Source organism: Maribacter chungangensis (assembly GCF_042676845.1).
GTDB lineage: Bacteria > Bacteroidota > Bacteroidia > Flavobacteriales > Flavobacteriaceae > Maribacter > Maribacter chungangensis.
This window is the reverse complement of the sequence record NZ_JBHTHY010000003.1, coordinates 87,039-110,866: the sequence shown is the minus strand read 5'-3', so window position 1 is coordinate 110,866 and position 23,828 is coordinate 87,039. Positions and strand designations below refer to the sequence as shown.

Below are 23,828 nucleotides of genomic sequence, written 5' to 3'. Positions count from 1 at the left end.
TTAGGCCAAATAGATTTTGAGCATGCAGCACCCTTCAAAACTACCCAATATAGGCACTACCATTTTTACCACCGTAGGAAACTTAGCTAGGAAGCACAATGCCATTGATCTCTCGCAAGGGTTTCCCAACTTTGAGGCCGATAACCGCCTTTTAGATTTGGTTTCCAAGGCGATGCATGACGGACATAACCAATATGCCCCCATGCCAGGTTACTATGGTCTTCGTGATGTTATATCCCAAAAAATTGAAACCTTACACGGCCATTCCTATCATCCGGAAAGTGAAATTACCGTTACCGTGGGTGCCACCCAAGCTATTTTTACCGCCATTACAGCCTTTGTTCATCCCAACGATGAGGTAATTGTCTTAAAACCTGCTTATGACTGTTACGAGCCCGCAATTGCCTTAAATGGTGGCGTTCCGGTTTATTTAGAACTTAAAGCACCAAGTTTTGCGGTTGACTGGACTGCTTTTAAAAATTTGATTTCGCCCAAGACTAAAATGGTCATCATCAACACACCGCACAATCCTAGCGGACGTATCTTTTCCAGAGGGGATATGCTCCAATTACAGGAAGTGTTACGAAGGACCAATATCCTTTTGCTAAGCGACGAAGTTTACGAACATATAGTATTTGACGGGCAACAACATGAGAGCGCATCGCGCTTTAAGGACCTTGCCTCGCGCAGTTTTATTTGTGCCTCTTTCGGAAAGACCTTTCATGTAACGGGATGGAAAATGGGCTATTGCGCCGCTCCCAAACATCTTATGGACGAGTTTCGAAAAGTCCACCAGTTCAATGTGTTCAGTGTAGATCATCCTACGCAGCGGGCCATGGCGGAATATCTTAACACCAAAGAACACTACACCCACCTCAACAGATTTTATCAGGAAAAAAGGGATTTCTTTACTAAAGGAGTCGATGGTTCAAGGTTTATATGTAAACCCTCCCAAGGAACCTACTTTCAGTTACTGGACTATTCCAACATAACCGACGAAGCGGACACGGATTTCGCCAAAAGGCTGATCACGGACTATAAATTGGCCAGCATTCCCATCTCCTCCTTCAATCTTAATAACAGGGACGATAAGGTGCTTCGGTTTTGTTTTGCGAAAAAGGAGGAGACTCTGGAACGTGCATTGGATATTCTGCAAGGCATTTAACCCCAGAATATTCGAGCCGATACCACAGGTGTTTCAGTTTTTAAACAACCTCTCTCCAACTACTTTAACGCCGCAGCTACCTTGGACATAAACTCCCCGATTTTGCTAGGTTCCAACCAACGCGTTACCACGACCAAATCGTTTTCCTTGTCTATAACGATAAAATTACCTCCAAATCCTGCCGCATAGTAGATGTTTTCCGAAAGACCTTCCCAATGCCGATCTCCTTTTTTGTTCAACCACCACATATAGCCATAATTAATGTTAGGCGCAGAGGGTGCTATTGCTTTCTGAATCCACTGTTCACTTATCAAACGTTCTTCTTTCCACTTACCATCGTTCAGGAACAAAAGTCCAAAGCGCGCCATATCCTCTGTATTTATAAATAGGCCGGCACCCGAATGTCCACCACCCGTTACGGATTTCATTTGCACTCCGTCTATCTCTGTCCATGCATGATCATAACCGTGCCAACGCCATGTAGTGGATGCCCCAATTTTATCCATAATATGTTCTTTTAATACCAAGGGCATTGGCTTACGCCAAGTATGTGTTAACGCATACGCCAAAACATTTACACGAACATCATTATATTCCATCACCGTTCCCGGCTCTTTGGGTATTTCAAACTTCCAATCATCGATATCCCCTTCTTTAGGCGGGCGATCTGCCCAATCCTTACCGCCCCAAAGTTCACCAGACCAGGCAGAATTCTGTTGTAATAAGTGTTCCCAGGTGATTTTTGAATTGTGGTTTCCAGCAAAGGTTCCGTCCCAAACATACTGCCCTACCTTATCGTTGGTACTTGGTATTAATCCGGCATCAAATGCCAATCCTGCCATCGTGCTCAAGAAGCTTTTGGTGACACTAAAGGTCATATCCACACGTTTGGTATCTCCCCACTGGGCGACAATACTACCCTTTTTAAGAATCATGCCCGCAGGCCCCCCTCTCTTTTTGGTAGGCCCCAAAATTTCATGGAAGGGCTCTTGTTCAAAACCTTTTAGAATCGCAATCCTTAAATCTCTAGAGCCTTTGTATTCATTGGACTCCGCAAACGAAACCGCCTCTTTAAGAAGGGTGGTTTCTATGTTAAACTCCGCGGGGGATTTTTGCTCCCACGCAGTGTTTCGCTCCGGAAAATAATACGTTTTGGATTGTCCGGATGCCCCAAAACAAATCAAGAACAAAAGTAGTGTTAGGTATTTCATATCGTTTTCCTGGTTGATTCCATTTTCGTGCTTAAATCATACTTCATTAACCAGTCGGTCTGTTTATCGCTGCCTACGTAGTACGGATGTGTACCAAATGTAACAAAACCATATCTTTCATAAAACCGAATGGCCTTTAGATTTTTCTCCCAAACCCCTAGCCATACAAAGTTTTTGTTTGCCTCGATTGCTATGGCAACGGCCTTATCCAGCATCATCGCACCATATCCCCGTCCTTGAAAGGCTTCCAAGATATAAATACGTTCCAGCTCCATGCTGTCTTTCTTTTTAATATCGGTTTGGGCTTGATGTTGATTCAATTTCATATAGCCAATGAGCTGTTCCTTAACATACACAAAATAAAAAGCACTATCCGGATTTTTTAATTGTAGCAACAAGGTTTCCTTATTAAAGGCAGTACTTATGTAGGCCGAAAAATCATGCGGATCATTATCTTTCTCAAAAGCCTTTATAAAGGTCGTTTTGGATAGGGATACCAAGGTGTTGATATCACTTTTCTTGCAGGGTATAAAATCTAACTTCACGAGTTAAAGATAAAATATTTATGCCCAATTAAATAGGCTCCGGATAAGGATTCAAAATTGGATCTATGTAAAATAAATGGCAAAAAAAAAGAGCGACTTGGGGAGGTCGCTCTTTTTACATCATTCTTTTTAAAGAATACTAAAGCATAAATAACTTTTTGGTCAATCGGATGATACCGCTGAAGAAATCATTGTGATATACTTGTACGTTTTCTTGTGGTGCCATAAGGTTTGTTTTAGGTTAATTTTATGGTTCTATTTGGGTTGCAATTATAGTTTCAACACTATAAATATAGCAGCTAACGCTTTTAAAATCGATATTATTGTTGCCAACCCTATATAATATGTTGTGAAAAAAATCAAGTGCGTTCTTTCATCGATAAAACACTATACTTTTTTATTCCAAAACCATCTCTGGCACTTCTCCGTTTATAATAAGTGTTCCCTCCGTAGCAGCCTTAATTTCATCTACCGAAACTCCGGGCGCACGTTCCAAAAGCAAAAATCCTTCTGGTGTTATTTCTAAAACAGCTAGGTTGGTCACAATTTTCTTTACACAACCTACCCCGGTCAAAGGCAGTGAACACGCTTTTAGTAATTTTGATTCTCCCGCTCTATTGGTATGCATCATGGCTACGATTATCTGCTCGGCTGAGGCTACCAAATCCATAGCGCCGCCCATACCTTTTACCATTTTACCCGGAATTTTCCAATTGGCGATATCTCCATTTTCCGCTACCTCCATAGCTCCTAGAATAGTAAGATCTACATGCTTGCCTCTTATCATTCCAAAACTTAAGGCCGAGTCGAAGAACGATGCGCCGGGCAAGGTGGTGATCGTTTGTTTCCCGGCATTGATAATATCGGCGTCCTCTTCTCCCTCAAAAGGGAAAGGTCCCATACCCAAAACACCATTTTCACTTTGAAATTCTACACTTATATCATCCCTAACAAAATTAGCAACCAATGTAGGAATTCCTATCCCTAGGTTTACATAATATCCGTCCTTTACTTCCTGTGCAATTCGCTTTGCAATTCCATTTTTGTCCAACATAGTTCAATTTGAAAATTTGATGATGTGCTAATTTGATAACGTGTTACGCTTACTGGCTCCGATAATTTTTGAAACAATAAGGCTGATGGATTTCAACTCGGAAAAAAGTGTTTCTGGAGAATCTGGATAATGTCTGGATGTCTTGCAAAGTTCTATCTTATACCTAGTTTCGTCAGCCTCTTTGGCAGCAATCTTAAATTTATGAATAAAATCAGTAGTACTCTCGGCATTTTTTGCCTCCCAGCTATTTGCCCCAACCGATAAGCCACTCCTAAAAAGTTGTGAAGTCATCTCGTATTTCTTTACTGACTTCAGTTTTTCCGAATAATCAATGATTTGAAGGGCAAAGTCAGAAGTTTTCTTTACGATTATATTGTCTTTATCGTTTCTCATATTTTCAAATTATCACATTTTCAAATCCTTTTACGCACTGTTCGTTGCTCTATTCTTTTTTCGTAGGTCTGTCCTTGAAATATCCGTTGCACAAAGATTCCTGGGATATGTACCTGATTAGGATCTAAACTACCCGCGGGCAACAGTTCTTCTACTTCCGCTACGGTAATCGTTGCCGCGCCACACATGACAGGGTTAAAGTTTCGGGCGGTACCTTTAAAAATAAGGTTTCCGGCCTCATCTCCTTTCCAAGCCTTTACAAAGGCAAAATCGGCCTTGTACGCTTCTTCCAGCACATACATTTTGCCGTTGAACTCCCGCGTTTCCTTTCCTTCGGCCACTTCAGTACCGTATCCGGCAGGGGTGTAGAATGCAGGAAAACCGGCTTGGGCAGCCCTGCACTTTTCTGCAAGCGTTCCCTGAGGGGTTAGCTCTACCTCCAATTCCCCGCTTAACATCTGGCGCTCAAACTCATCGTTTTCCCCTACATAGGAGGATATCATTTTCTTTATTTGCCGTTTCTGCAGTAACAGACCTAGGCCAAAGTCATCAACCCCGGCATTATTGGAGATGCAGGTTATATCCTTTACTCCCAAGGTTACCAACTGTGCGATAGCTTTCTCCGGTATTCCACAGAGACCAAAACCACCCAGCATTAGGGTCATTCCGTCTTCTACCCCTTGTAAGGCTTCTTTTACATTATCCACTGTTTTTCGTATCATAACCGCATAAATTATTGTCTGTCTAATTTACAGCTTATATTACTGTATTCCCAAAAAAAAGACCCCGTATAAGGCGGGGTCTTTTTTGATCAAAAACTGTAAAGTATTTTTATTTCATCGGACTTAAAAATCCAAATCTTCCAAATCCTCTTCTAAATCAACATCTTTTTGTTGGCCTTCATTGAATTTTGCGCAATCGGTCTCAATGGACATGTTCTCTGGTTTCTCAAAATCGTCCGTGGATATACCCAGCTCCTCGTTTGCATAGTTCTTTTTCATATAGAGTCCCCAGATGGGTAATGCCATGGTAGCACCCTGACCGTACGCAATATTCTTAAAGTGTACGGACCGTTCTTCCCCGCCTACCCAGACTCCGGTAACCAGATTGGGCACCATCCCCATAAACCAGCCATCACTGTTGTTCTGGGTGGTACCGGTCTTACCCGCAATAGGGTTTGAAAGTTCATAAGGATAGCCAGTCATCACCTCTTTATAAACCGTGTTGTTCCTGTTATAATTATGCCGTAAGCGTGTTCCCGAACCTCCTTGGGTAACACCTTTCATCAAATCTACCATGGCATAGGACACTTCCTTACTTAAAACATCTTTGGTTTCCGGAACATACTCATATAGTACAGCCCCATTTTTATCTTCTATACGGGTAACCATTACGGGTTTTACATATACCCCTTGGTTGGCAAAGGCACCGTAAGCACCCACCATTTCATAAACATTAACCAACTCTGTTCCCAAGGCTATGGCAGGGACAGGTAGAATTTCATTGGTGAAGCCTAAATTCTTAACTATGGAGACCACTGACTTTGGGCCCACCTTGTCTATAAGTTGTGCCGTTACCGTATTTACCGAATTTGCCAACGCGTATTTTAACGTCATATCCTTACCAGAGTATTTGAAATCAGAATTTCTAGGACACCAAGGTTCCAAGTTTCCATGTTTCCCTGCCTCAATACAGTATTGGGTATCTGGCAAAGTTTCACATGGTGATAATCGCAGTTGATCAATGGCTGCGGCATAAACAAAAGGTTTAAACGTAGATCCTGCCTGCCGTGCACCCTGTATAACATTATCATATTGAAAATGCTTATAGTCTACACCGCCAACCCAGGCTTTTACGTGACCGGATTGTGGCTCCATGGACATCATGGAAGCTCTTAAAAAAGTTTTGTAGTACCGAATGGAATCCAGAGGGGTAAGTATGGTATCTTTCTCCCGGGTATCACTTTTCCAGTCAAAAACAGTCATCTCCGTCTTTTTGGTGAAAGATTCCCGGATTTCCTTTTCGGATTTACCGGCATCTTTCATTTTGCGCCAACGTTCCGAAGTTTTCATGGCACGCTCCATTATACCATTCGTTTCTTCAGGGGTCAAATCCAAGAATGGGGTCGTAGGATTTCGTTCTTTGGTGTTCTGTACAAAAAACTCGGCCTGTAAACGCTCCATGTGCTCTGTAACCGCTTCTTCGGCATTCAGCTGCATTCTGGAATCAATGGTCGTATAGATTTTTAATCCATCCAAATATAGATTGTAACGGTCCCGTTCACCTTCCCTTGCCGGTTTTGGGTTCTTATCTATCCAACCCTTCATAAAACGTTGCAGGTACATTCTAAAATACGTAGCCAAACCTTCTCTATGGCTTTCCGGATTAAAATTGATATCCATTTTTAAAGCTTGAAGCGAGTCTCGCTCCTGCTCGGTAATATAATCGTATCGTGCTAATTGCCCCAATACGATATTTCGTTTTTTCAAGGTGATTTCCTCTCTTCGTAACGGGTTAAAAAGTGAAGAATTCTGCAACATTCCTACCAGCATGGCAGATTCCTCTACCTTTAAATCCTTTGGTTCCTTGCCAAAATAAATCCGGGATGCGGAACGAATACCATCGGCATTGTTCCCAAAATCATAAATGTTAAGGTACATGGCAATGATTTCCTCTTTGGTGTAGCTGCGTTCCAAACGGGTAGCCAAAACCCATTCCTTGAGTTTTTGTTGAATGGTCTCCAATTTATTTCTAGACCTAACACCTACAAAAAGTTGCCGTGCCAATTGCTGGGTAATGGTACTTGCCCCACCTCGTTTTCCCAGGTAAAAAGCAGCCCTAAGCGTACCCCTTGCATCTATACCGGAATGCTCCCTAAAACGAATATCCTCACTGGCAATGAGGGTATTGACCAAGTTTTCCGGAAGTTCATCGTAGGTTACATCCGTCCTGTTATCGTCCAAGTAAAATTTACCCAACAACTCACCGTCCGAAGACACGATCTGCGATGCCAAATTGGTCTGCGGATTCTCTAAATACTCATAAGGAGGCAGCTCGCCGAAGAGGCCCCAGGAAGCTGATAAGAAAAGTAGGGCGAACAACGCAATTCCAGAAACAAATAGTATCCAAAACCATTTTATATACTTTAAAAACCCTTGTGGTGCTTTCTTTTTAACCGTTTTTGCCATTGAATTAGGGGATGTGTTTTGTTATTTCAATGCCTACATCGGTAATGCCTTCCAATCCTACGATACCGGAAACGTTTCCGTTTTTACGCATTGCATGTGAAATCTCTAAGGTATATACGCCAGAAGTAGAAAAAACGATGTTTTCCTTGTACCATAATTTATTCTCCTTAATACTGCCACTTCCCTTTCCTAGCCATGTACCGTCTGGCAAAGCCATGGTGTATTCCAAAGTGTCCTGTACAACTTCTCCCTCCGGTGTGTTCAAGGAGGCAATTAAAAAAAGGTTGCTGTATGGAAAGTTTTGGTCATTTCTAATATTGATAAATACGTTGTAAGACTGCAAGGAATCCAGACCGGAAAAGGTAAACTGCTTAACATCGTCCTTGTTCCAAACGGCTCCTTTCAAACTCCTATATTCAGTACTAACAACATCAGTGGTGCAAGATATTGCTAAACTGGCCACTAGAAAAAGATACATGAGCCTATTCATTCCTGGGCTTTGCTTTTCTATTCGTATTCTTCTTCCTTCTAGTATTGTTTTTTCTTTTATTCCCGCCACTAGTATTGTTATTATTGGCCCTACTTTTGTTTTTATTCCTGTTTCGGTTACGATTGCCTTTATTCTTTGGCCTATCAAAACGTGTAAGACTATCCTGGCCAACAACATTTTCGAAAACCACTTTTTCCTCCACCACATTATCCACGGCATAGCCCTCTAAACTGGGTACTTTCTCCTTTTTCTTGTTCTTATCCAAAATTTCGTTGACCTGATCTTTGGAAAGTACGTGCCAGTTTGCGGGTTCGTCTTTATAGGAAAACCACAATTGTTGTTTAAAAATATCCGTTTTTTGACAAAAGGCCAGTCCTTTTTCGGTAAACAATCTGGTTTCTTGGGATGGAAAATCCTTTAACGCATCCAAATAAACATCCAGTTCATAGTTAAGGCAGCACTTAAGCTTACCACATTGTCCCGCAAGTTTCTGGGGGTTTAAGGATAATTGCTGATACCGCGCTGCAGAGGTACTAACGGACCTAAAATCATGAAGCCATGTAGAACAGCAAAGTTCCCGGCCACAGGAACCGATACCCCCTAAGCGCTGTGCCTCTTGCCTGTAGCCTATTTGGCGCATTTCTATCCGAATGCCAAAAGCTTTGGCCATATCCTTGATAAGCTGCCTAAAATCTACACGATCCTCTGCCGTATAATAAAATGTGGCCTTGGAACCATCACCTTGAAACTCCACATCTGAAATCTTCATTTGAAGCTCTAGGATAATCGCGATTTCACGGGCTCTTTTTTTAATTTCTTCTTCCCTGTTCCTGCATTTCTGCCAGGTATCAATATCCTTTTGAGAGGCTTTTCTATAAACTTTTGGATAATCCTCTTTTTTAAAATCTTCTTTTTTACGCTTCATCTGCACACGTACCAGCTCTCCGGTTAAAGTAACCATACCGATATCGTGACCGGAAGAGGCCTGTGTAGCCACCACATCGCCAATAGAAAGTGAAAGATTTTCTGTATTTTGAAAAAACTCTTTTCTACTATTTTTAAATCGCACCTCTACAAAGTCAAAAGGTTTTTCCCCACTGGGAAGCGACATGTTAGAAAGCCAATCGAAAACTGTTAATTTATTGCAACCATCCGTACCGCAAGTGCCATTGTTCTTGCATCCCTTAGGTTGTCCATCCTTACCGGTAGAACAACTGCTACACCCCATATTTGTATATAAATTGACTCCAGAAAACAAGTGGTTTTCCGGATTAAGGTTCGTAAAAAAATAAAATACTAATTGTAAAGATACTGTTTTTTTGATGTGAAGTACAAGTGGGTAGTGGGTAGTGGGTAGTGGGTAGTGGGTAGTGGGTAGTGGGTAGTGGGTAGTGGGTAGTGGGTAGTGGGTAGTGGGTAGTGGGTAGTGGGTAGTGGGTAGTGGGTAGTGGGTAGTGGGTAGTGGGTAGTGAAAATAAAAACTATGTATTCGATGTCAAATTTTTATACTTTTAAAAAATGTGTTATACCTTACTGATTAAATACAGTAAAAATAGCATCACTTTATTTTTCCTTGAATACGTAGTATTTTCTTTTAAAACCCTAATTTTCCTGAATCTTTGCCTGAAAAAAAAGATGCTTATTTCTTAAACTTCAACACCTCCGAACGCCCCTTTTTAAAAATTTTGTTACTTACCGTTTTCCCTCTTCGTAGCACCTTTTGTTCTTCAAAAGGGAGTTCGTGAACGGTTTTACAGGCATCGGAACAACAGTCGTTCATTTTATCGGCGCAGGAGGCACATTGTATGAACAAAAGATGACAGGCTTCATTGGCACAGTTTACATGCTCGTCACATGGTTCGCCACATTGGTGACAGTTCGCAATCACGTCTTCCGATATTCGCTCGCCACGGCGGTGATCGAACACGAAATTCTTGCCTTTGAACTTATTTTCCAACTGCAAATTTTCTACTTGTCTCGCATATTCGATAATACCCCCTTCCAGTTGGTACACCTGTTTAAACCCTTTGTGCTTGTAATAGGCACTCGCCTTCTCGCAGCGTATGCCTCCGGTGCAGTACATCACCAACTTTTTATCTTCTTTATGATCCGCTAAGTCATTCTCTATGATATCCAAGGAATCCCTAAAGGTGTCCACATCCGGCGTAATGGCATTCTTAAAGTGTCCTATTTCACTTTCATAATGGTTGCGCATGTCTACTAAAACAGTGTCCGGATCTTCGATAAGCTGATTGAACTCCACGGCGTTTACATGAACCCCTTTATTGGTCACATCAAAAGAAGCGTCGTTGAGTCCGTCTGCAACAATCTTGTGCCTTACCTTGATCTTGAGTTTTAGGAACGACATATTGTCCTGTTCAATGGCGATGTTGAGACGTACGCCCTGCAAAAAGGAAATACTGTCCAAGTGCCCCTTAAAGGCATCAAAATTATCGGCCGGTACGGATAATTGTGCATTAATGCCTTCGTGCGCAACATAGATGCGCCCTAATACCTCTAGGGCATCCCAATGAATAAATAAATGGTTTCTGAAGATGGATGTATTTCCAATATGTGCGTACTGGTAGAAAGAGATCGTTAGGCGTTCTTTGCCGGCTTCCTTTATTAATGCCGCCCTTTCCTTCGCACTTAATGTATTGTACAGTTGCATGCTATACCAATATTTAAGTTAAAGTATCTATTAAGAAAACAAAGGTACCAAAATTTAAGCATAAACCCTTGTTTTTGGCAGGGCTTACCGCCGCAACTAAAAAGAGCCCTGGTTTCCCAAGACTCTTTATCGGCTATTCCATTTTTTCTTCTTCATAGCAACATTTAGCATACTTAAAAAGGAGATAGCCACCAAAATATCGTTGTAAAACACAACGAAACCAACATTTTAACCAATTTTATACTTGTTAGATGATAATTTTACCAAAGGGTTGCGTAGGGTTGCTTATTTTTTTAATCACAAACCTCTTAAACATGGTTTTTAGTTGCTCACAAAACTATCTTCTTACATCGAAATACCATTTGGTCGCTGATTTAAATGTGAATGTTCGGTCATTTGCTTCTATACATAGTTAGGATGCCCAATCCTTGTTTTAAAGCGGATACTTTCAAACAAATTTGACCTTACAACAATCATTTGAAAAAAGAAATGTTAATTTAGCATTCCATAATTATTTAATGGCTTACCGCTATGCAAACTATGTGAAAACACACTCGTGCACGGGACTTTGAGAAAGCTCCGTTCCGCTGAGCCTAACCGTATTCTGAATATTAAAAATTACACACTATGAGTTCCGAAAAAGAAGCAAAATTAAAAGCCCTTAAACTTACCCTTGATAAAATGGACAAAACCTATGGAAAGGGCGCTGTCATGAAAATGGGAGACAGCGTTGTTGCCGATGTCGAGGTAATTCCTTCTGGATCACTGGGTCTTGATATTGCTTTGGGCGTAGGCGGCTACCCTCGTGGAAGGGTAATCGAAATCTACGGTCCGGAATCATCGGGTAAAACCACATTGACCCTGCACGCTATTGCGGAGGCTCAAAAAAATGGTGGTATTGCCGCTTTTATCGATGCAGAACACGCTTTTGACCGGTTTTATGCAGAAAAACTAGGGGTGGACATCGATAACCTAATCATATCACAGCCGGACAATGGGGAACAGGCCTTGGAAATTGCGGATAACCTTATACGCTCCGGTGCTATAGACATAGTTGTTGTGGATTCCGTTGCCGCGTTGACACCTAAAAGTGAAATCGAAGGGGAAATGGGCGACTCCAAAATGGGACTGCACGCTCGTTTGATGTCCCAAGCACTGCGAAAACTCACGGGTTCCATTAGTAAAACCCACTGTACGGTCATCTTCATCAACCAACTACGAGAAAAAATTGGGGTAATGTTCGGCAACCCGGAAACGACAACAGGCGGTAACGCCCTTAAATTTTATGCTTCGGTTCGGTTGGATATCAGAAGGTCTACACAGATAAAAGACACCGATGGCAACGTACAAGGAAACAAGACGCGAGTTAAGGTGGTTAAAAATAAGGTGGCACCACCATTCCGAACTACGGAATTTGATATTATGTACGGTGTTGGCATATCCAAAGTAGGTGAAATCATTGATCTTGGAGTGGAATACGAAATCATTAAAAAAGCCGGTTCCTGGTTTAGCTATGGAGATACAAAACTTGGGCAAGGTAGGGATGCGGTAAAAGCCCTGTTACTGGACAATCCTGAGCTATTTGAAGAATTGGACGGTAAAATCCGTGAAGCCATAAAAGCTATAAACTCTTAAAGAATAGCCATTATCCAATAATTTTTAAACACTACACGCAACCCTTGCGCACAATTTTCATCTTAAAACTAAAAACAAAGTGCTATGATGAGGAAAAAATTGATGCTCCTACTGTTTTGTACAGGAGTACTGCTAGGGGGTTGCTCCCTTGATGATGATGATGTACAGAATTTTCATTTTGCCACATTGCGCATAAACAGCGCCACATTACCGGATGCTTTTGAACTGAACGAAACCTACGAAGTTTCGGTAGACTATACCTTACCCAACAATTGTGCGTTTTTTGAAGGATTTGAGGTCACACAAGAAGATACCACGGTAAGAAACGTAGTGGCAATTGGCTCTGTGAGAACAGATCAAGTAGGCTGTTCCGAGGAATCCATTGAAGGGCAAGCTTCTTTTAATTTTACCGTTATTCATAACCAGCCCTATACCTTTCGCTTTTATCAAGGGGAAAATAGTGAGGGCGAACATGAATTTCTAGAGGTAGATGTACCTGTAAACTAAAAACACCGAACCAACCAATTTTAAGTGAGTCAAGAAGAACTCATACTACTTTGCAAGAAAGGCGATCGGAAGGCGCAAGCCCACCTGTATCGTATGTATTCCGCCGTGCTCTACGGTATTTGTCTAAAGTATTCGAACAATAAATCAGAAGCGGAAGACAGTCTGCATGATTGTTTTATGACCATATATGAAAAAATAGGTCAGTTTTCTTCTAAAGGTTCTTTTGAAGGATGGATGAAACGTATAGCGGTAAATACGGTGCTACAAAAACATAGGAAGGAAACCTATCTAAATGTTGTAAATGAGAACACAGAAGAAGAGGTGGTGATAGAAACGGAAGATAGTGATATTCCCCTACAGACCTTGTTGGGCTACATACAGGAACTACCGAACAAATATAGAACAACATTCAACCTTTATGTGCTAGACGGACATACACATAAGGAGATCGGCGAATTGTTAGGTACAACAGCCGGCACCTCCAAATCCAATCTAGCACGTGCTAGGGTATTGTTAAAAGAAAAAATCGAAACAAAGATTTTCCAGACCATCATAGGAATTGCCATGGTACTGGGGAATTGTTTTTGATTCTTAGGAATCGATAAAAAATAAAGCTTGAAAAGATGAGCAAAAAGAAAATAGACGAACTGTTCCAAGAGAAGCTCTTGGGTTTCAAGGAAGTTCCCGATGATCGGGTCTGGGCTTCTATTGAAGCTTCTTTGGACCAAAGAAAGAAAAAACGAATAGTGCCCCTGTGGTGGTCACTTGGTGGTATTGCCGCTGCATTGTTGGTAGGCTTGCTCCTTTTTAATCCTTTGGATACCGAAACCAATATAGAGCAAATCATAACCGATGTTGAACAGCCCAGTTCAGACACCTTAACAAATCCAAACAACGCTCCGGAGACTCTAGATCTAGACCAAATTGATGAGCATACCATTGTAGCTAAAGAAACAGAAGATGAAGTTCCACCGGCTTCCGAAAATTCGGAAATACAAGTTGTAACTACTGAAAAAACCGAAGGAAGACCTTCTAAAAACGCGAATAAAACTAATCGAAAAGTTACACCAATCACCGGTAACGACCGGTTCAAACAAAATGAAGCCATTGTTACGACCAAGCAACAGAACAAAGGTGAGGATAGAAAATATGAAGACATCAACCAGAACAACCTAAAAACGGATTCTGACGTTGCTAAAAACGAAAAAACGAAAAACCCTTCCTCAAAAGGTATAAACACTCCTACCCTGAATGAAAAGGCAATAAAGGATAAGGAGGAAACAATGGTTGCTAGCAATGATGTAACTAAAAAAGAAGGTGAAAACACCGAAAATGTAATCGTAAATCCAATTGTCAAAATGGAAATGGGTTCTGAGAACAAAGAAACCCAAGTAGTACAAAACACTACGGAACAAAAGGCCGATAATATCTCCGATACCAACAAAAAATCTATATTCGACGAAATAACAAGGCAAGAAAAAGAAAAGGAAGCAGTTGCTGAGACATCCACTAAAAAATGGTCCGCCGGACCCAGTGTAGCTCCGGTTTACTTTAATGCCATGGGCGAAGGTTCCTCGGTACACTCTATTTTTGTGCCCAATGCCAAGTCGGGCAATGTAAATATGAGTTACGGGCTATCCGTTGGATACGAACTGAGTTCCAAGCTTAAAGTTCGGACAGGAATTCATAAAGTGGACTTTGGCTACGATACCAACGACATTGCATTTTCTTCCTCACCCATAGCCACTACGAACGGACAAATAGACAATATAAACTACAGAACAACTTCTAGAAATTTGGTGGTCTCCAGTAAACCTGGAGGAAGTGCTCGCGAACAGGCACCGCAATCTTCGTTAGACTTTTCCTCCTCTCAGAATATAGAACGGGACGGTGTTATGACACAACAAATGGGCTATTTAGAAATACCGGTGGAATTAAACTATGCCCTTATTGACAAAAAGTTCGGTTTAAATGTTATTGGAGGGGTTAGTTCGCTATTTCTGGTAGATAATTCAGTAGTATTGAGCTCCGGCAACCTTACCACAGAAATGGGTGATGCAAACAACCTCAACAACCTTAATTTCAGTGCAAATTTTGGACTTGGGGTCAACTATAAATTTTCTCGCAACATTCATTTGAACATTGAACCGGTCTTCAAATATCAACTGAACACCTTTTCGCAAACGGACGGCACCTTTAACCCATACGCCTTGGGTGTTTATAGTGGACTTAACTTTAGGTTCTAAGTATTTAAATTAATTTAATTCCGATAAAATTACTTCCCTTACTTCCTCCCGTAAAGTCGAAGTATCATCTTGGGCTAAAATACCGGTCTCAAAAAACTCATGTACTTTAGCCCTACTTACTCCTGGACCTCCACTGAAAAAGGTAAATGAAAATCGTTTTTTGTTATCATAGAAGGTCATGGGAACCACGGCTATGTTATGGCTTATGGCCATTCTGAATGCACCGTCCTTAAATTTATCCAACACAATATGTTCCTCCGGTACCCCGCCTTCGGGAAAAATACAGATACTTAAGCCTTGATTGAGCCTTTTTTGTGCCCTGCGGTACACACCCGTCCTGCTACGAGTATCCTCCCGGTCTACCAAAATACATACGCGTTTATAGAAAAACCCGAACAAGGGTATGTTTACCAATTCCTTTTTGCCCACAAATACAAACGGATTCTTACTTACGTAAAGCATTAGCATAATATCCAGCATACTGGTATGGTTGGCCACCAACATATAACTCCGCTTACGGTCCAAACGCTGTTCATAGGTTACTCTTGGCGGGCAGCCCATGCCATAAAGAATAGGCTTGGCCCAAAGATTACGCGCCATCCAAAAAAATTGCGGATACCAAGCCTCTTTTGAGGCAAATAGGAGCAGAAAGGGGAAAAAAAGAAGTATCGGAACCGCTACCAAAACATAAAACCAGATCCGATACAACACATGGCCAATACTTCGCATGATTTTGAGCATGAATCAAAAATAGGGATTTTGACCGTTTTTTTTTGATTTGTTTTACCTTTGCTTTCTTATCATAAAAGCAAATGGCCAGAATTTTAACAGGTATACAGAGTACGGGAACCCCGCATTTAGGAAACATCCTAGGTGCCATTATCCCCGCCATCGAAATGGCGCAAGACCCAAAAAACGAATCCTTCCTCTTTATTGCGGATATGCATTCCCTTACCCAAATAAAAAATGGGGAGGAACTGCGCAATAATACGTACGCCACCGCAGCCACGTGGCTGGCCTTTGGATTGGATATAGAAAAGACGGTTTTCTACAGACAAAGTGATGTACCACAGGTAACGGAATTGTCTTGGTATCTAAGTTGCTTTTTTCCCTACCAACGGTTAACGCTGGCACATTCTTTTAAGGATAAGTCGGACCGTTTGGAAGATGTGAATGCCGGACTATTCACCTACCCTATGCTCATGGCCGCGGATATTCTTTTGTACGATGCAAACATTGTTCCCGTAGGGAAAGACCAAATGCAGCATTTAGAAATGACCCGTGATGTCGCTTCCCGTTTTCATGCGCAACTTGGCGAAACCTTTGTTTTGCCGGAGGGAAAGGTACAGGAAGAAACCATGTACGTTCCCGGAACGGATGGCGCCAAAATGAGCAAGAGCAAGGGCAACTTGATCAATCTTTTCCAGACCGATAAAAAACTCCGTAAACAGATCATGGGCATACAAACGGACAGTATTCCCATGGAAGACCCTAAGGACCCAACGAACGACAATGTATTTGCCCTTTACAAACTATTGGCCTCACAGCCCCAAATAGAGGATATGAGCGCCAAATATTTGGCAGGAAACTATGGCTACGGCCATGCAAAACAGGAACTTTACGAATTGATGCTTACTAAATTCGACGAGCCTCGCGAAAAGTTCGATTATTATATGAACCACTTGAACGAAGTGGACGAGGCCTTGGCCCTAGGTGCCGAAAAAGCCAAAAAAGTAGCGGATGGGGTTTTGGAACGTGTTAGAGAGAAGTTGGGGTATTGAGGAGCCTAGCCTTTTAAAGAAGGGGGAATTGAATATCAAGGTGTGCAAAATTAAAGCTTTGAACTCCTTGATACTTCAGGGTTAACTAAAAGCTAAATTTTAAAAGCGTAGTAGTTTCCCATTTGGGACTTGATGGCCTTACTCTATCCCCAACAATTCCATCTCAAAAATCAATGCAGCATACGGAGGTATTTCTCCTCCGCCGGCACCTCTTGGTCCGTACGCCAAATCTTGGGGTATAAAGACTTTCCATTTGGACCCTACGGGCATGAGTAGCAAGGCTTCCGTCCAACCGCTAATGACTTGTGAAACCCCGAATGTTGTAGGTTCACCACGTTCTATGGAACTATCAAAGACGCTTCCGTCGATTAATGTCCCCGTGTAATGTACTTTCACTTTATCAGATGTTGTTGGTAACGGACCATCCCCTTGTTGAAGAATTTCGTATTGTAATCCACTTTCCGTGGTAACTACCTCCGGTCTTTTTCCGTTATCCGCCAAAAACAGTTCGCCTTCCTTGCTTTGTGCCTCGGCTATTTCTGCCTGCTTGGCCTGAATCGTAGTTTTGATCAACATTTGCGCGTCTTGCATCGTCATTTTTTCACGACCTTTTATCGCATCTTCCAAGGCCGCGGCAAAGGCATTATAGGATAAGGAATCAAACCCTACCGTTTTTAGGTTGCTCCCGATACTGGTCCCAAAAGCATAACTAAAACGCTGTAAGCTATCCTGTAGGTTCAGCTCCTTGCTTTTTGCAATTTCGTTCAACCGCGCCTGCATTTCAGTGGCTTTGGCCTTTAAATCCTCTATCTCCGCTATAAGGTCTTTTTTCTTTTGGGCAAAGCTGTTCGCTGCAATGAACAGCGCCGCTATGACTAAAATTGATTTTTGCATCTGTTTGTTTTTATGGAGTGCGAAAATAAGAAATAACTACCTGTTATTATTAATCCTATGTTGACAATAAACGTACTATCGTGGCATTTGTGTTGATCAAAGGCAATTACCAAAATTACCAACACTTATTTCTTAACAGGTAAGAAATGGCTGCTACCAATGATAAAATGAGCATCATCCTTTGGATACAAACCAAAAAATAGGGACTCAGAAGTGCCATTACCGTAGTTTAAGGTGATGGTCCTATCCGCTATGGTATACGTTCCGGAACTGTTTTTGTTGACCAACACCGGTCTCCATCCGCCTAATCCGCCCTTAGTGGTCTTCCATTCAAAACGCCCTTGCGCATCAAAATAAACAATACTGGAATTGATAATTGAGCCTCCTGTAAAAGGGTCCGAGGTTTTAAATGTACCGTTGATCCTAAAACCTTTTTTGGCGGGACACACTTTAAACCAGGTCTCCCAGTCGGAAACATCGCCATCTTGGCCATCGATAATGTAGAACACATTGTTTTTTATTTCCCAGCTATCCCAGTGCTTCGGGTTTTTTCTTTTGGAAGCGTCAACATCCATGGTCTCCAAGGGTTCCGAGGGTTCGTATAAGCTTTCCCCGTTTGCAAAAAGAGCATATACGTCATTGGAAATATACATGCCGCCCAAGCCATAAGATGTTGTGGTAATCATTACCACATCTTTGATGGTATTGCCATTTGCAATGTTGGTGTTGGATGTTTTCTTTGGGCTTGGCGTTTGGTTTGGAGTTTGAATGCTAGCCGTAGTTTCCAATTTTGGGCCAGTAGCAACTCCTGTGCGAGACGCGGCCAGAAGCTCCTTAGCCATTGCTTTGGCAACTACACTATTTTTACTTTCCAGCTCGTTAACCGAGCCCACCCAAATGGTCTTGAGTATTAAGACGTCATACTTTCGTTGCTTTTGCAGATTACTCATATTCTCATCTATACCGTTAGCCTTGTAGTACGATTGCATTTTTTTTACGTTCTCAAAAGATTCGGCTTCCGTAATGGACACTCCTGAGCTTACCTCCTTGCACACATCTTCTACAAAGCCTGCAACGACCCCAATTTCATAAGGATTGATCCCGTTCTTCCCTACGGCGTTTTCATAGAGTTGAAACACCTCATCACTCGTCATCAAATACTGCATCATGGTAGTTCCGGTAGCCGGGGTTTTGGCTTTGAGCGCTTCCCAAAGCGTATTGGCAATTTCTTTTCGCAGAGCGTTATCGGGCGTATAGGAAGTTTGGGCAAAAGAACAAAAAGAAACAATAAAGGTCAGCATCAAAACATTTCGCATGTCGATTTTTTATTTAAAAATAAGGAATATTGACTTGCCATTATAAGGAGAACCATAATGATATTTATAATCATGTAACCATTAGGGACACAACAAAACATATTCCATTTAAAAGGCTGCTTTCCTACGAAGTTATAGTTGCGCAACGGTTGTATACTAGTCCGATATAAAGCTAAGCCACCATAAATAGAAATTAAACCAGTCGGTCGGTTTCTTTGGTGCTTCAAACTAAGCATAGATTAAAAAAGCCGATTTATCATTACGCCAATCGGGCAAACTACTTAATTATGACCGTAAATAGGGCAAGGAATTCGGTTTACAGACCAATCGGTTTGTCAAATCGCTAAATCGCCTCGAACAATTTTCCCGGTAAAGGCCGTATAACACCCTTCATTTCCATGGCCAACAAAGTAGAGGAGGCTTTAAAAATGGGAATTTTACAGGACAGCGCTACGCTATCCAAAAGCTGCTTTCCGTTTTGTTGCAGATAGCTATAAATGGCCTGCTCGGTGTGGTCCAAATCCACAAATAATTGTTTTTGTATGGCTTTGTCCCTTGGCTCCTCCAAATCCCAGTCTAAAATATAGATCAGATCCGCTGCCGAGGTAAGTATATGCGCCTTCTGTTGTTTTATGAGATTGTTGCAGCCCAAACTATAGGTGTCGGAGGTTCTTCCCGGCACGGCAAAGACATCCCTATTATAACTATTGGCGATATCGGCGGTAACCAAGCTTCCGCCTTTTTCGGCCGATTCTACCACCAAGGTAGCCTCGCTCATCCCTGCAATAATCCGGTTGCGTTTTAAGAAATTCTCGCGTTCCGGGCTGCTGGTGCTCCAAAACTCGGTATAGAATCCGCCATTTTTACAAACATCGGCCTGGTACTTGGCATGTGATTTAGGATATATTTGGTTGAGGCCATGCGCCAAGCACCCGATGGTCTGCAAGCCTTGTTTTACGGCTTCTCGCTGTATACAAATATCCACACCGTAGGCAAATCCGCTTACGATAACTGGGTTCAACGGGGCAATATCGGCAATAAAACGTTCGCAGAAAGCGGTGCCGTAACTGGTAATTTTTCGCGTGCCTACCACGCTAATGAGTTTTCGCCCTTCTAAATTGACATTCCCTTTTCTAAAAAGTAAAATAGGACTATCGATGCAGTGTTTTAAATACTGCGGATAGTCGGCATCCTCAAAGTATGTCCACTCAACATTATTGGAGGTTATGAACAGGAGTTCCTTTTCCGCGGCCTCCAGATGTTCCGCATCGAACAGGTATTTAATGGTATGCGTACCAATACCATCTATCTGGAGCAGCTGGTTCCGTTTAGCTTCGAAAATGGCCGATGGACTACCGCAATGCGCAATAAGTCTTTTCGCCATAACATCGCCAATATTAGGAACATGTTGCAGTCTTAACATTGCAATAAGCTCATCCGTAGTGTGTTGGAGTTTTATCATCAGTAAGTGCAAAATACCACAAAAATTAATGTTAATAAAAAGTTAGGGCAAGGGTTTTTAAGCCCCCTATTTTTTTTGATATTTGTCCTATATGGTACTAGAACACTATATCGGCGAATTGCTTTACAGGTATAACTGTGTGGCAGTCCCCTCATTTGGGGCCTTCCTTACACAGCGTACCTCTGCGCGAATCAACGATACCACCAACACATTTTTTACGCCGACAAAATCAATCGGTTTCAACCAACAGCTGACTTCCAACGACGGACTTTTAGTGTCCCACATTGCAGCGGCCGAAAAACTGCCTTTTGAAACCGTACTCTCCAATATAGAGGAAATTGCCAAACAATGGACGGCCTTACTGGACAGCGGCGAGAAATTAAGTCTGCCGCAAATAGGTTTATTATGGACGAATGCAGAAGGTAAAATTCAGTTCCAACCCTATTTGGAAGTAAATTACCTTACGGAATCTTTTGGTTTGGCACCATTCAACGCCATACCCGTTACGCGGGAGGTTTTAAAGGAAGAGGTGGTTGCCATAGAAGAGAAAATACCTTTTATCATAAGTCCGGAACAACGCAAAACCGGTTCCTTTAGACCTTATTTAAAGTACGCGGCCATTTTTCTGCTCGCCATCTCTACCGGACTTGCAGGATACAACATCTACAACAATAGGCAGGCCAATGAGCAATTAGCACGGCAGGATGCCCAAAAGCAGGTAACAAAACAGATACAGGAGGCTACTTTTTTTGACACCACACCTTTAGAACTGCCCACGGTAAACGTAAATGCGGTTTCTATACGTGAAAAAGAGGTTATTACCGCCAAACATCACATCGTTGCAGGGGCATTTAGAATAAAGGCCAATGCGGATAGAAAAGTAAGCGAATTACAGAACAAAGGGTATAATGCCGCCTACTATGGCACCAATGCCTATGGCCTGCACATGGTAACCTATGATCGAAGTGACAATGCCCAAGATGCGCTGGAAGCCTTACGACAAATAAAACGTACCGAATCCTCGGATGCGTGGTTGCTTTCGGAAAAATAAGGAAGTACCCTACCCCATAATAGGTCTCTTATTTACTGTTGTTTAAAACAGGAGATAACCCTTTTTATGAGCAGTATTTAAACATTTTTATTTACGTAAGGTAAGAACGTAGGTGTAATTTCATTATGAATTACTCCACATGGTTTATTCCCGTCAATACCTTCAACTAAGCAACAATTATGAAATACGCCTATACCATTATGTATGTGCCCGATGTTCCGCAATCCATCGAATTCTACGAAAAAGCCTTTGGGTTCCAACGAAAATTCATCACACCCGAAAACGACTATGGGGAGCTGCTCACAGGAGAGACCACCATAGCATTTGCTTCAACAGAATTAGGAAATTCAAATTTTAAGAAAGGTTTTGAAAAAATACCGAATTCCGGAAAACCCCTTGGCGTGGAACTGGCATTTACAACAGTAAACATTGAGGCCGATTTCAAAAAAGCAATTACTGCCGGGGCAACGGAATATGAACCTATTACGCAAAAGCCATGGGGTCAAAAAGTAGGGTATGTTCTAGACAACAACGGATTCCTTATAGAAATCTGTACCCCTATGACAGCAAAATAGACCCTAAATCCCACCGGTTATAGTAGCTGCTTTTGGTACAAGACAAAATTTAATTTAGAGTTAATTGTCCTATTGAGCGTAGTCGAAATACGACTTCGCCTTTAGATTTTTAGGTCTTCGATTGCGTTCTGACCGATATTTGTGCTTTTTTGACCTGTACAAAGTTAAAATCTATTTCTTAGGCTACTTTTTTTACCAGGAAAATACATTTGCTTTCTGCCAAAATATTGCAAATTCTATACCCTATCCTTTTTTTGCCCTTACCTTTGCAAAAACAATTTTTTGAATGGAATCAAAATCACCTTCTGCCTCTAGAACCACCATGACCGATATGGTGCTCCCTAGCGAGACCAACCCGTTGAACAATCTGTTCGGCGGCGAGCTGCTGGCACGTATGGATCGTGCGGCCAGTATCGCTGCAAGACGTCATAGTAGGCGCATCACCGTTACGGCGTCCGTAAACCATGTGGCCTTCAACAGAGCGGTACCCGTAGGTAGTGTTGTTACGGTGGAAGCTGCAGTTTCACGTGCTTTTAAGACTTCAATGGAAGTGTATATTGATGTGTGGATGGAAGATCGCTTTAGTGGCGAACGGACAAAAGCGAACGAGGCGATATACACCTTTGTGGCCGTTGACGACACCGGAAAACCTACCGAGGTCCCCCGATTGGCCCCAGAAACCGATTTGGAAAAAGAACGCTTTGCCGGTGCCCTGCGCAGAAAACAACTTAGTTTGGTACTTGCGGGTAAAATGAAGCCAGATGAGGCGACGGAACTGAAGGCGTTGTTTATGGGAGCCTAAAAATCAAAATGATCGGGATGGGCGCCTGTGCGTTCATCACGGTCCAAACTGTCCAAATAGGCTACATCTTCTTTGGGCAATTCAAAATCAAAAATTTCCGCATTGGCTGCAATTCTGGATTCATTGACCGACTTCGGAATGGTAACCACTCCTTTTTGAAGGTTCCAGCGCAGGATAATCTGTGCTATGGATTTCCCATGTTTCTTGGCTAAATCCTTACAAAAATCCAATTCGAACACTTTCCCGACCATAAAGGGCGACCAAGCCTCGTACTGAATGGTGTTTTTATTGCAAAAATCAATCAATTCCTGCTGAACGAGATAGGGATGAAATTCCATTTGATTCACCATAGGAACTACCTTGGCATCGGCCATTAAGTCTTCCAAATGGTGTTGAAGAAAATTACTTACACCTATGGCCCTGACCTTTTTGTTGGCATATAAGTACTCCAAAGCCCGCCACGTCTCCTTGTATTTCCCTTTTACGGGCCAATGTATCAGATACAGGTCCAGATAGTCCAGTTGTAACCGGTCCAAACTGTCCTGAAAAGCCTGTAGCGTGCTTTCATACCCTTGATCCGAATTCCAGACTTTAGAGACCACAAAAATGTCCTCCCTAGGTAAGCCACTTGCCTTAATTCCTTTCCCTACACCTTCCTCGTTCTTATAGACAGATGCCGTATCGATGTGCCGATACCCCAAATCCAATGCGGTTTTAACAGAATTGACTACTTCGTCCTCGTTATCGGCTTGATAGGTACCCAAACCTAAATAGGGCATCTTTACCCCGTTATGAAGGGTGAAATGACCCTGGATATCGGTAATCGCTTTGTGCTTCATCAT

23 protein-coding genes are annotated in these 23,828 nt (G+C 42.1%); 9 read left to right on the top strand and 14 right to left on the bottom strand.

Annotation, left to right across the window (positions count from 1 at the left end):
• Nucleotides 1–22 precede the first annotated feature (22 nt).
• Nucleotides 23–1,165 (top strand): methionine aminotransferase, encoded by a 1,143-nt coding sequence (locus ACFQZJ_RS00545; RefSeq protein WP_379931595.1) that lies wholly within the window; start codon nt 23–25, stop codon nt 1,163–1,165.
• Between the two features lie 59 nt (nt 1,166–1,224).
• On the opposite strand, the gene ACFQZJ_RS00540 is transcribed toward ACFQZJ_RS00545, so the two are convergent.
• From ACFQZJ_RS00540 to trhO, 9 genes are all read right to left on the bottom strand, one after another.
• Complete coding sequence (locus ACFQZJ_RS00540) at nt 1,225–2,376, bottom strand: serine hydrolase domain-containing protein (protein WP_379931594.1); 1,152 nt, start codon at nt 2,374–2,376, stop codon at nt 1,225–1,227.
• A complete protein-coding gene (locus ACFQZJ_RS00535; RefSeq protein ID WP_379931593.1) occupies nt 2,373–2,921 on the bottom strand; it encodes a GNAT family N-acetyltransferase in 549 nt (182 codons plus the stop codon). Before ACFQZJ_RS00535 ends, ACFQZJ_RS00540 begins: the two co-directional genes overlap by 4 nt.
• 397 nt (nt 2,922–3,318) lie before the next feature.
• Nucleotides 3,319–3,975 (bottom strand): 3-oxoacid CoA-transferase subunit B, encoded by a 657-nt coding sequence (locus tag ACFQZJ_RS00530; protein WP_379931592.1) that lies wholly within the window; start codon nt 3,973–3,975, stop codon nt 3,319–3,321.
• Between the two features lie 27 nt (nt 3,976–4,002).
• Entirely contained in the window at nt 4,003–4,368 is a 366-nt protein-coding gene (locus tag ACFQZJ_RS00525; RefSeq protein ID WP_379931591.1) for a four helix bundle protein, read from the bottom strand.
• 20 nt (nt 4,369–4,388) lie between these two features.
• On the bottom strand, nt 4,389–5,090 hold the full coding sequence (locus ACFQZJ_RS00520) for a CoA transferase subunit A (protein WP_379931590.1): 702 nt from the start codon (nt 5,088–5,090) through the stop codon (nt 4,389–4,391).
• 123 nt (nt 5,091–5,213) lie between these two features.
• On the bottom strand, nt 5,214–7,556 hold the full coding sequence (locus ACFQZJ_RS00515; protein WP_379931589.1) for a penicillin-binding protein 1A: 2,343 nt from the start codon (nt 7,554–7,556) through the stop codon (nt 5,214–5,216).
• Between the two features lie 4 nt (nt 7,557–7,560).
• Nucleotides 7,561–8,046, bottom strand: coding sequence for a gliding motility lipoprotein GldH (locus tag ACFQZJ_RS00510; protein WP_379931588.1), 486 nt, complete (start codon nt 8,044–8,046; stop codon nt 7,561–7,563).
• The gene (locus tag ACFQZJ_RS00505) at nt 8,039–9,274 is read right to left on the bottom strand and encodes a PSP1 domain-containing protein (RefSeq protein ID WP_379931587.1); all 1,236 of its coding nucleotides are present in this window, start codon (nt 9,272–9,274) and stop codon (nt 8,039–8,041) included. The genes ACFQZJ_RS00510 and ACFQZJ_RS00505 overlap by 8 nt, the downstream gene beginning before the upstream one ends.
• 411 nt (nt 9,275–9,685) lie before the next feature.
• Nucleotides 9,686–10,717 carry an oxygen-dependent tRNA uridine(34) hydroxylase TrhO gene (trhO, locus tag ACFQZJ_RS00500; protein WP_379931586.1) on the bottom strand — a complete coding sequence of 344 codons (1,032 nt, stop codon included), beginning with the start codon at nt 10,715–10,717 and terminating at the stop codon, nt 9,686–9,688.
• A gap of 627 nt (nt 10,718–11,344) precedes the next feature.
• Here trhO and recA point away from each other — a divergent pair.
• From recA to ACFQZJ_RS00480, 4 genes are all read left to right on the top strand, one after another.
• Nucleotides 11,345–12,352, top strand: coding sequence for a recombinase RecA (gene recA, locus ACFQZJ_RS00495; RefSeq protein ID WP_379931585.1), 1,008 nt, complete (start codon nt 11,345–11,347; stop codon nt 12,350–12,352).
• Nucleotides 12,353–12,436: 84 nt separating this feature from the next.
• Nucleotides 12,437–12,859: a hypothetical protein gene (locus ACFQZJ_RS00490; protein ID WP_379931584.1), complete on the top strand. Its 423-nt coding sequence runs from the start codon at nt 12,437–12,439 to the stop codon at nt 12,857–12,859.
• A 24-nt stretch (nt 12,860–12,883) separates the two neighbouring features.
• Entirely contained in the window at nt 12,884–13,447 is a 564-nt protein-coding gene (locus tag ACFQZJ_RS00485; RefSeq protein ID WP_379931583.1) for an RNA polymerase sigma factor, read from the top strand.
• A gap of 35 nt (nt 13,448–13,482) precedes the next feature.
• Nucleotides 13,483–15,105 (top strand): outer membrane beta-barrel protein, encoded by a 1,623-nt coding sequence (locus ACFQZJ_RS00480; protein WP_379931582.1) that lies wholly within the window; start codon nt 13,483–13,485, stop codon nt 15,103–15,105.
• A 9-nt stretch (nt 15,106–15,114) separates the two neighbouring features.
• On the opposite strand, the gene ACFQZJ_RS00475 is transcribed toward ACFQZJ_RS00480, so the two are convergent.
• On the bottom strand, nt 15,115–15,846 hold the full coding sequence (locus ACFQZJ_RS00475; RefSeq protein ID WP_379931581.1) for a lysophospholipid acyltransferase family protein: 732 nt from the start codon (nt 15,844–15,846) through the stop codon (nt 15,115–15,117).
• Nucleotides 15,847–15,917: 71 nt separating this feature from the next.
• On the opposite strand from ACFQZJ_RS00475, the gene trpS reads away from it, so the two are divergent.
• Nucleotides 15,918–16,886 (top strand): tryptophan--tRNA ligase, encoded by a 969-nt coding sequence (trpS, locus tag ACFQZJ_RS00470; RefSeq protein ID WP_379931580.1) that lies wholly within the window; start codon nt 15,918–15,920, stop codon nt 16,884–16,886.
• Between the two features lie 138 nt (nt 16,887–17,024).
• On the opposite strand, the gene ACFQZJ_RS00465 is transcribed toward trpS, so the two are convergent.
• The 3 genes from ACFQZJ_RS00465 to dprA all read right to left on the bottom strand — a co-directional run bounded on the left by ACFQZJ_RS00465 (nt 17,025) and on the right by dprA (nt 20,558).
• Nucleotides 17,025–17,780, bottom strand: coding sequence for an FKBP-type peptidyl-prolyl cis-trans isomerase (locus ACFQZJ_RS00465; RefSeq protein WP_379931579.1), 756 nt, complete (start codon nt 17,778–17,780; stop codon nt 17,025–17,027).
• A gap of 125 nt (nt 17,781–17,905) precedes the next feature.
• Complete coding sequence (locus ACFQZJ_RS00460) at nt 17,906–19,096, bottom strand: hypothetical protein (protein WP_379931578.1); 1,191 nt, start codon at nt 19,094–19,096, stop codon at nt 17,906–17,908.
• Between the two features lie 343 nt (nt 19,097–19,439).
• Nucleotides 19,440–20,558 (bottom strand): DNA-processing protein DprA, encoded by a 1,119-nt coding sequence (gene dprA / locus ACFQZJ_RS00455; RefSeq protein WP_379931577.1) that lies wholly within the window; start codon nt 20,556–20,558, stop codon nt 19,440–19,442.
• Between the two features lie 91 nt (nt 20,559–20,649).
• Between dprA and ACFQZJ_RS00450 the strand changes: the two genes are divergently transcribed.
• The 3 genes from ACFQZJ_RS00450 (at nt 20,650) to ACFQZJ_RS00440 (ending at nt 22,986) form a co-directional block, all read left to right on the top strand.
• Nucleotides 20,650–21,609, top strand: coding sequence for an HU domain-containing protein (locus ACFQZJ_RS00450; RefSeq protein WP_379931576.1), 960 nt, complete (start codon nt 20,650–20,652; stop codon nt 21,607–21,609).
• 179 nt (nt 21,610–21,788) lie between these two features.
• Complete coding sequence (locus ACFQZJ_RS00445; RefSeq protein WP_379931575.1) at nt 21,789–22,184, top strand: VOC family protein; 396 nt, start codon at nt 21,789–21,791, stop codon at nt 22,182–22,184.
• A 286-nt stretch (nt 22,185–22,470) separates the two neighbouring features.
• Nucleotides 22,471–22,986 (top strand): acyl-CoA thioesterase, encoded by a 516-nt coding sequence (locus ACFQZJ_RS00440; RefSeq protein WP_379931574.1) that lies wholly within the window; start codon nt 22,471–22,473, stop codon nt 22,984–22,986.
• Here the strand turns inward: ACFQZJ_RS00440 and ACFQZJ_RS00435 are convergent.
• On the bottom strand, nt 22,983–23,828 hold the full coding sequence (locus ACFQZJ_RS00435) for an aldo/keto reductase (protein WP_379931573.1): 846 nt from the start codon (nt 23,826–23,828) through the stop codon (nt 22,983–22,985). The two genes, ACFQZJ_RS00440 and ACFQZJ_RS00435, sit on opposite strands and share 4 nt — an antisense overlap.

Coding starts and splice junctions, on each gene's coding strand:
- ACFQZJ_RS00475 (WP_379931581.1), bottom strand. CDS start 15,846: ATGCTCAAAATCATGCGAAGTATTGGCCATGTGTTGTATCGGATCTGG.
- recA (WP_379931585.1), top strand. CDS start 11,345: ATGAGTTCCGAAAAAGAAGCAAAATTAAAAGCCCTTAAACTTACCCTT.
- ACFQZJ_RS00520 (WP_379931590.1), bottom strand. CDS start 5,090: ATGATACGAAAAACAGTGGATAATGTAAAAGAAGCCTTACAAGGGGTA.
- ACFQZJ_RS00525 (WP_379931591.1), bottom strand. CDS start 4,368: ATGAGAAACGATAAAGACAATATAATCGTAAAGAAAACTTCTGACTTT.
- ACFQZJ_RS00445 (WP_379931575.1), top strand. CDS start 21,789: ATGAAATACGCCTATACCATTATGTATGTGCCCGATGTTCCGCAATCC.
- trpS (WP_379931580.1), top strand. CDS start 15,918: ATGGCCAGAATTTTAACAGGTATACAGAGTACGGGAACCCCGCATTTA.
- ACFQZJ_RS00540 (WP_379931594.1), bottom strand. CDS start 2,376: ATGAAATACCTAACACTACTTTTGTTCTTGATTTGTTTTGGGGCATCC.
- ACFQZJ_RS00510 (WP_379931588.1), bottom strand. CDS start 8,046: ATGAATAGGCTCATGTATCTTTTTCTAGTGGCCAGTTTAGCAATATCT.
- ACFQZJ_RS00515 (WP_379931589.1), bottom strand. CDS start 7,556: ATGGCAAAAACGGTTAAAAAGAAAGCACCACAAGGGTTTTTAAAGTAT.
- ACFQZJ_RS00440 (WP_379931574.1), top strand. CDS start 22,471: ATGGAATCAAAATCACCTTCTGCCTCTAGAACCACCATGACCGATATG.
- ACFQZJ_RS00465 (WP_379931579.1), bottom strand. CDS start 17,780: ATGCAAAAATCAATTTTAGTCATAGCGGCGCTGTTCATTGCAGCGAAC.
- trhO (WP_379931586.1), bottom strand. CDS start 10,717: ATGCAACTGTACAATACATTAAGTGCGAAGGAAAGGGCGGCATTAATA.
- ACFQZJ_RS00460 (WP_379931578.1), bottom strand. CDS start 19,096: ATGCGAAATGTTTTGATGCTGACCTTTATTGTTTCTTTTTGTTCTTTT.
- ACFQZJ_RS00450 (WP_379931576.1), top strand. CDS start 20,650: ATGGTACTAGAACACTATATCGGCGAATTGCTTTACAGGTATAACTGT.
- ACFQZJ_RS00490 (WP_379931584.1), top strand. CDS start 12,437: ATGATGAGGAAAAAATTGATGCTCCTACTGTTTTGTACAGGAGTACTG.
- ACFQZJ_RS00545 (WP_379931595.1), top strand. CDS start 23: ATGCAGCACCCTTCAAAACTACCCAATATAGGCACTACCATTTTTACC.
- ACFQZJ_RS00505 (WP_379931587.1), bottom strand. CDS start 9,274: ATGGGGTGTAGCAGTTGTTCTACCGGTAAGGATGGACAACCTAAGGGA.
- ACFQZJ_RS00530 (WP_379931592.1), bottom strand. CDS start 3,975: ATGTTGGACAAAAATGGAATTGCAAAGCGAATTGCACAGGAAGTAAAG.
- dprA (WP_379931577.1), bottom strand. CDS start 20,558: ATGATAAAACTCCAACACACTACGGATGAGCTTATTGCAATGTTAAGA.
- ACFQZJ_RS00435 (WP_379931573.1), bottom strand. CDS start 23,828: ATGATGAAGCACAAAGCGATTACCGATATCCAGGGTCATTTCACCCTT.
- ACFQZJ_RS00480 (WP_379931582.1), top strand. CDS start 13,483: ATGAGCAAAAAGAAAATAGACGAACTGTTCCAAGAGAAGCTCTTGGGT.